This is a genomic window from Terriglobales bacterium (genome assembly GCA_035624475.1).
Classification (GTDB): Bacteria; Acidobacteriota; Terriglobia; order Terriglobales; family Acidobacteriaceae; genus DASPRL01.
Genome location: DASPRL010000099.1, coordinates 25,556 through 32,603, shown reverse-complemented (window position 1 = coordinate 32,603; position 7,048 = coordinate 25,556). Strand labels below are relative to the sequence as shown.

The 7,048-nt window shown below is 68.3% G+C and carries 6 protein-coding genes; 5 read left to right on the top strand and 1 reads right to left on the bottom strand.

Annotated elements, in window-relative coordinates; translation table 11 throughout:
* Nucleotides 1-746 (bottom strand): MFS transporter (locus VEG08_04450; GenBank protein HXZ27235.1); only part of this gene is annotated, 746 nt, incomplete at its 3' end.
* A gap of 262 nt (nt 747-1,008) precedes the next feature.
* On the opposite strand from VEG08_04450, the gene VEG08_04445 reads away from it, so the two are divergent.
* The 5 genes from VEG08_04445 to VEG08_04425 all read left to right on the top strand — a co-directional run bounded on the left by VEG08_04445 (nt 1,009) and on the right by VEG08_04425 (nt 7,036).
* Nucleotides 1,009-2,454 carry a TolC family protein gene (locus VEG08_04445; protein ID HXZ27234.1) on the top strand — a complete coding sequence of 482 codons (1,446 nt, stop codon included), beginning with the start codon at nt 1,009-1,011 and terminating at the stop codon, nt 2,452-2,454.
* Between the two features lie 17 nt (nt 2,455-2,471).
* Entirely contained in the window at nt 2,472-3,698 is a 1,227-nt protein-coding gene (locus tag VEG08_04440) for an HlyD family secretion protein (protein HXZ27233.1), read from the top strand.
* Between the two features lie 20 nt (nt 3,699-3,718).
* Nucleotides 3,719-5,275, top strand: a complete 1,557-nt coding sequence (locus tag VEG08_04435) for a DHA2 family efflux MFS transporter permease subunit (GenBank protein HXZ27232.1) — start codon at nt 3,719-3,721, stop codon at nt 5,273-5,275.
* Nucleotides 5,276-5,436: 161 nt separating this feature from the next.
* Nucleotides 5,437-6,336, top strand: coding sequence for a hypothetical protein (locus tag VEG08_04430; GenBank protein HXZ27231.1), 900 nt, complete (start codon nt 5,437-5,439; stop codon nt 6,334-6,336).
* Nucleotides 6,329-7,036, top strand: coding sequence for a polyphosphate kinase 2 (locus VEG08_04425; GenBank protein ID HXZ27230.1), 708 nt, complete (start codon nt 6,329-6,331; stop codon nt 7,034-7,036). The genes VEG08_04430 and VEG08_04425 overlap by 8 nt, the downstream gene beginning before the upstream one ends.
* The last annotated feature ends 12 nt before the right edge of the window (nt 7,037-7,048 follow it).

Here is a 7,048-nt window from a genome sequence, read left to right as displayed (position 1 = left end):
GCACGGATGGGCAGGGTGCGGCGCACGAAGCGGAAGCCCTCAGCCATGTGCGCCATCGCCGACTCGGAATGCTCCAGCTTCACCCAGGGCGGCAGCTTCATCAGCAGCAGCCCCGCGATCACCGCGATGTAACTGATCGCGTTCCCCAGGAAGCACCAGCCCTCGCCCACCCAGGCCACCAGCAGGCCGGCCACCGCCGGTCCCACCACCCGCGCCCCGTTGAACATGGAGGAGTTGAGGGCGATGGCGTTCATCAGGTCTTCTTTGCCCACCATATCCACCAGGAAGGACTGGCGCGCGGGGATGTCGTAGGAGTTGGCCACGCCCAGCAGCGCCGCCAGCACGAAGATGTGCCATACCTTGACCAGGTTGGTGAGGGTGAGCGCCGCCAGCGCGAAAGCCAGCACCATCATGGCGGTCTGGGTGGCGATGACCACGCGGTGGCGGTTGTGGCGGTCGGCCATGATCCCGCCCAGGGGCGCGAACAGGAAGACGGGGATCTGGTTGGCGAAGGCCACCGCACCCAGCAGCAGCGACGACCCCGTCAGCCGGTAGACCAGCCAGGCCTGGGCCACGTTCTGCATCCAGGTGCCGATCAGCGAGATCAGTTGCCCGCCGAAGAAGAGCTGGAAGTTGCGGTGGCGGAGGGCGCGCACCATGGCCGGAGGCCGGCGCCCCGGGCCCGGGGTCTCGGATTGTCCGGGTGCGGGCAGGGAACCGCTGCCCGCCATCTCATCGCCTGCCATGCTGGGATCGCATTCCGGGACGGCTCTCTTCGTCCTGTCTTGGATGATGGCAGCCTGGCCGGGGTTTGACAAGGTTTCCGGTCCAGCGCGCGGGCTGCGGGAGGCGGCCGGCTCGGCGGCGCCCATCTTCGCGCCTGCTCTCGCCTGCCTCCTCCCCGGATTTTGCCAAATTGTAAGTATTTACTTACAATTGGGTCTTTGGGGCCCCCGCGCCGGCCCGCTCCGGCGCTGCCGCAGCAAAGACCAGCTTTGGGGGATCGACATGCCGCGCTTCATGCGGGTGATGCATCTTGGCTGCTGCTGGCTCGTCCTCGCCGCCGCCGCCGCGGCGCAGCTAGCGCCCGCTCCCGCCGGCACATCGGCCCCGGGCGCTCCCTCCGTGCCCGCCCTCCCCGGGACGCAGGATCCCTTCCTGGGCAGCGTCGCCGAAGGCCAGGTCACGCCCGGCGTGTTGCAGCTCTCCGTCTCCGACGCCCTGGACCGCGGTCTGCGGCATAATCTCGGCCTCTTGCTGGCCGGCCACGAGACCGAAAGCTCGCGCGGCGCCCGCTGGCGCAGCCTGAGCGAGCTGCTGCCCAAGCTCACCACCGAGACCTCGCTCACGCGCGAGCAGATCAACCTGTCCACCTTCGGCATTCCCATCCCGGCGGGAGTCTCCCCGGTCACGCCCCCCTTCGACGTCTTCGACACCCGCGCCTTCCTGGAGCAGTCGGTGGGCTTCGAGAGCGTGAACCGCTACCGCGCCGCCAACCAGAACCTGCGCGCCGCCCAGTTCACCTTCCAGGACGCGCGCGAGCTGGTGGTGCTGGTGGTGGGGGCGTCGTACCTGCAGGCCCTGGCGGGGGCCGCGCGCGTGCAGTCGGCTGAGGCCCAGTACGCCACCGCCCAGCGCCTCTACCGCCAGGCCGTGGACCTGCGCCATGCCGGCGTGGTCCCCGGGCTGGACGTGCTGCGCGCCCAAGTGGAGATGCAAGCCCGCCAGCAGGATCTGCTCTCCGTCCGCAACGACTTCGAAAAGCAGAAGCTGCTGCTGGCGCGCGTCATCGGCCTGCCCCTGGGCCAGCCGTTCGAACTCAGCAGCAAGCTCCCCTACGAGCCCCTGCAGGAGCTGACCCTGGAGCACGCCCTGGAGGTCGCCTACCGCAACCGCGCCGACTACCAGGCCGGCCTGGCGCGGGTGCGCGCCGCCGAGTGGGAGAAGAAGGCGGCACAGGGCGAGGCCCTGCCTTCCTTCGGCCTGGCCGGCGACTACGGTCTGATCGGCAACAATCCCGGCAACGCCCGCAGCACCTTCACCATCGGAGCCGGGGTGCGCATCCCCCTCTTCCAGGGGGGCAAGGTGCACGGCGATACCCTGCGTGCCGACGCCACTCTGCGCCGCCGTCAGGATGAGCTGGCCGACCTGCGCGGGGCCATCGAGCTGGAGGTGCGCAATGCCTTCCTCGATCTGCGTACCGCCGCCCAACGCGTCGAGGTGGCGCAACAGGCGGTGGAACTGGCCCGCCAGCAGTTGCAGCAGTCGCAGGACCGCTTCGCCGCCGGCGTCACCGACAACGTGGAGGTGGTGCAGGCGCAGCAGGCCGTGGCCCAGGCCGACGAGAATTACATCGCCAGCCTCAACGCCCACAACGTCGCCAAGCTGGTCATGGCGCACGCCCTGGGAGTGGCCGAGAAAGAGACCCGGAACTACCTGGAAGAGAAGAAATGACGCAGGATAGGACGAGCGTGGAGCGCGAACCCAAACTGGAAGCCAAGCCGGCGGAACCGGGGCGCGAGACCTGGACCGAGGAGGTCCCGGAGCTGGCGCTGCCCGAGCGCGTCTCTTACCTGCGCGAGCACCCCGGCGCGCGCTGGGTGCTGCTGGCGGTGGTGGTGCTGGCCCTGGTGGCCGCGGTCGCGGCCTGGCGCTACTACGCGGCGCGCGAGTCCACCGACGACGCCCAGATCGACGGCCACATCACCCCCGTGAGCGCCCGCGTCTCCGGCACCGTTCTGCAGGTGAACTTCGAGGACAACGCCTACGTGCAGGCGGGCACGGTGCTGGCGCAACTCGATCCCAAGGACTACGAGGTGGCGCTGGCGCGCGCCCGCGCCGAGCTGGCCGATGCCGAAGCCAACGCCCGCGCCGCCCATACCGGGGTGCCGGTGATGTCCACCTCCACCGCCAGCACCTTGAGCAGCGCGCAGGCTTCGCTGGCGGCAGCGCGCAAGGGCGCCGATGCCGCCCGCGCCCGCCTGGCCGAGGCCCAGGCCAACTACACCAAGGTGGCCGCCGACCTCAAGCGCTTCCAGGACCTCATCGCGCGCGACGAGATCTCGCAGCAGCAGTACGACGCCGCTGTGGCCGCCGAGCAGGCGGCCCGGGCCACGGTGGAGGCCGCCCAGGCGCAAGTGGCCATGGCGCAGAGCCGCGTGGCGGAGGCCGAAGCCGCGGTGCGCGCCGCCCAGACCGCACCCCAGCAGGTGGCCATGAGCGAGGCCCGCGCCGGCGCCGCCTCCGCCGCCGTCCTCAAGTACCAGGCGGCGGTCGAACAGGCGCAGTTGAACCTGCAGTACTGCACCGTGCGCGCCCCCGTCACCGGCGTCGTCAGCAAGCGCTCGGTCGAGCCCGGGCAGGTAGTGCAGGCGGGCCAGCCCCTGTACGCCCTGGTCAACCTCGACGACCTGTGGGTGACCGCCAACTTCAAGGAGACGCAACTGCGCCACATGAAACCCGGGCAGCCGGCCTCGGTCTCGGTGGACGCCTTCGGGCGCAGCTACCGCGGCCACGTGGATTCGATCGGCGGCGCCACCGGCGCCCGCTTCAGCCTGCTGCCCCCGGAGAACGCCACCGGCAACTACGTCAAGGTGGTGCAGCGCATCCCGGTCAAGATCGTGCTCGACCCCGGCCAGGACCCGGAGCATCGCCTCCGCCCCGGCATGTCGGTGGTGCCCACCGTCCTCGTCAAATGACCCGATGACCCGATGACCCGATGACCAAATCTCCCGATGCTCCCATCAATCCCTGGATCATCGCGGTGGCGGTGATGCTGGGCACCTTCATGGAGGTGCTCGACACGACCGTGGTCAACGTCTCCCTGGAGCACATCGCCGGCAACCTCTCCGCCACCACCGACGAGGCCACCTGGGTGCTGACCTCCTACCTGGTGGCCAACGCCATCATCCTGCCCATGACCGGGTGGCTGGCCAATCACTTCGGGCGCAAGCGCATCCTGCTGCTCTCGGTCACCGGCTTCACCCTGGCCTCCATGGCCTGCGGCGTGGCCCCCAGCCTGGGCTCGCTCATCGTGTTCCGCGTCATCCAGGGGGCCTGCGGCGGCGGCCTGCAGCCTCTCTCCCAGGCCATCATGCTGGAGGCTTTCCCCCCGGAGAAGCGCGGGCGCGCCATGGCCTTCTGGGCGCTGGGCATCGTGGTGGCGCCCATGCTGGGCCCGGTGCTGGGCGGCTGGATCACCGACAGCTACTCCTGGCGCTGGCTCTTTTACATCAACATCCCGGTCGGCTTGGCGGCGCTGGCGATGTGCTTTTTGTTCATCTTCGATCCGCCGTATATCCGCCGCGCCTCCGGGCGCATCGACTACTGGGGCATCGGGCTGCTGGCGGTGGGCATGGGCGCCCTGCAGATCTTCCTCGACAAGGGCCAGGAGGAGGACTGGTTCTCCTCCCGCTTCATCCAGGTGCTGGCGGTGACGGCGGCGGTGGGGCTGCTGCTGTTCATCGTGAACGAGCTGCGCTCGCCGCATCCCGTGGTCAACCTGCGCGTGCTCAAGATCCGCACCTACACCACCGGCGTCTTCCTGATGACGGTGCTGGGCTTCGTGCTCTACGGTTCCACCGTGCTCATCCCCATCTGGCTGCAGACCCTGATGGACTATTCCGCGCTGCAGGCGGGGCTGGCCATGCTGCCCCGCGGCCTGGGCTCGTTCCTGTTCATGCCCATTGTGGGCATCCTCACCACCAAGATCGAGCCTCGCAAGCTGCTGAGCGTGGGCCTGCTGGCCTCCTCCGCCAGCCTCTTCCTGCTGGGCGCGCTCAACCTCAACGCCGGCTACTGGGACATCTTCTGGCCGCTCATCCTGCAGGGCACCTCCCTGGGCCTGCTCTTCGTCCCTCTCACCACCGTCACCCACGATCCCATTCCCCAGGAGCAGATGGGCAACGCCACCAGCATCTTCAATCTCATGCGCAACATCGGGGGCAGCATCGGCATCGCCACCACCACCACCCTGGTGGCGCGCAACACCCAGCGCCACCTCAACATCCTGGGCGCCCACGTCACTCCCTACGACACCGCCACGCGGATGACGTTCGAGGGCCTGCGCCGCTACTTCCTGGGCCAGGGCGCCGACATGGTCACCGCCACCCAGCGCGCCTATGGTGCGCTGTTTGGCATGGTGGTGCGCCAGGCTGCCATGCTCTCCTTCGTGGACGTCTTCCGGCTGCTGGGCATCCTGTTCCTGCTGGCCCTGCCGCTCATCCTGCTCATGCGCCGGCCGCAGCACCACGACCGTCCGGCGGTCGCGGATTAGTGACCCCGATGAAGCCGATGATCCGATGACCCAATTTCCTGCTAACTGGTTTCCAGTAAATGACTTGCTGTACACGTGTTCTCCCGCTCGGCTATGATTTATGATTGACCTGCCCCCGAGTCGGCCTCTGTCGTCCAGCCTTCCTAAGCTAAGGAGCAGCCATGCTCGAGACCTTGGACCTCAAGAAGAACCTGGCGAAGCCTGTCTATGCCAAGCAGATGAAAGAGCTGCAGGAGCGGCTGCGTAAATTGCAGTACGCCGCCCGCGACGCCGAACTCCCGGTGGTGATCTGCCTGGAGGGCTGGGACACCGCCGGCAAGGGCGCCGTGGTCAAAAAGCTCACCGAGCGCTTGGACCCCCGCCTCTTCCGCGTGCATCCCGGCAGCGAGCCCACGCCCCTGGAGCAGCGCTATCATTTCCTGTGGCGCTATCAGGTGGCCCTGCCCAACGACGGCGAGATGGCGGTCTTCGACCACTCCTGGTACGGCCGCGTGCTGGTGGAGCGCTGCGACAGGATCGTCAAGAAGAAAGTCTGGCGCCAGGCCTACGAGCAGATCAACCAGTTCGAGCGCTGGCTCACCGACGACGGGCAGGTGCTGCTGAAGTTCTTCCTGCACATCTCCCGCAAGGAGCAGACGCGCCGCTTCAAGGCCTGCCGGAAGGACCCGCTGCTCGCCTGGAAGATCACCAAGGAGTACAAGCGCCACCACCGCCAGTACGACCGCTGGCTGAAAGCGGTGGAAGAGATGCTTTCCAAGACCGACAGCCCGCACGCTCCCTGGACGGTGGTGGAGGCCAACGACCTGCGCTGGGCGCGGGTGCGCGTCTTCGAGACCCTGGCGGAGCGCCTCGAGCAGGCGCTGGAGCGCCGCCAGGCCATGCCCGCGCTGGTCTCGCGCACCGCCGCCGCCGCCGCCGCCACCAAGAAGGCCCGCGCCGAGCGCGCCGCCAGCGACGCAGAGCTGGCTCGCGCCGAAGAGAAGAAGACCACCGGGGAGGCCTCCAAGCCCGCCGCCTCCGCCGGCCCCGAGCCGGCACAGGAGGAGGTGGCCCATGCTTGAGACCCTCGACATGACCCGCAAGCTCACTCCCAAGCAGTACGAGGAGCAGATCGGGCGCGCCCAGGTGCGCCTGCGCGAGCTGGAGTTCCAGGTCTACAAGCAACAGTTGCCGGTGCTCTGCGTCTTCGAGGGCTGGGACGCGGCCGGCAAAGGCGGCGCCATCAAGCGCATCACCGAGATGCTCGATCCCCGCGGCTTCACCGTCAGTGCTTACGCCGCCCCCAAGGGCGAGGAGAAGACCCACCACTACCTCTGGCGCTTCTGGCGCAACCTGCCCCGCGCCGGGCACGTGGGCATCTTCGACCGCTCCTACTATGGGCGCGTGCTGGTGGAGCGCGTGGAAGGCTTCTGCCACGAGGACGAGTGGCGCCGCGCCTACCGCGAGATCAACGAGTGGGAGGCGCAACTGGCCTCCTTCGGCATCGTCCTGTGCAAGTTCTGGCTGCACATCACCAAGGAAGAGCAGCTGCGCCGCTTCAAGAGCCGCGAGACCGATCCCTTCCGCTCCTACAAGCTCACCGAGGAGGACTGGCGCAACCGCGCCAAGTGGAACGTTTACACCCAGGCGGTGGAGGACATGCTGCTGCACACCAGCACCCCCTACGCCCCCTGGACCGCGGTGGAGGCCAACAACAAGCACTACGCCCGCGTCAAAGTGCTGCGCACGGTGGTGCAGGCCATTGAACGCCGCCTGAACTAGGACTAGAATCCG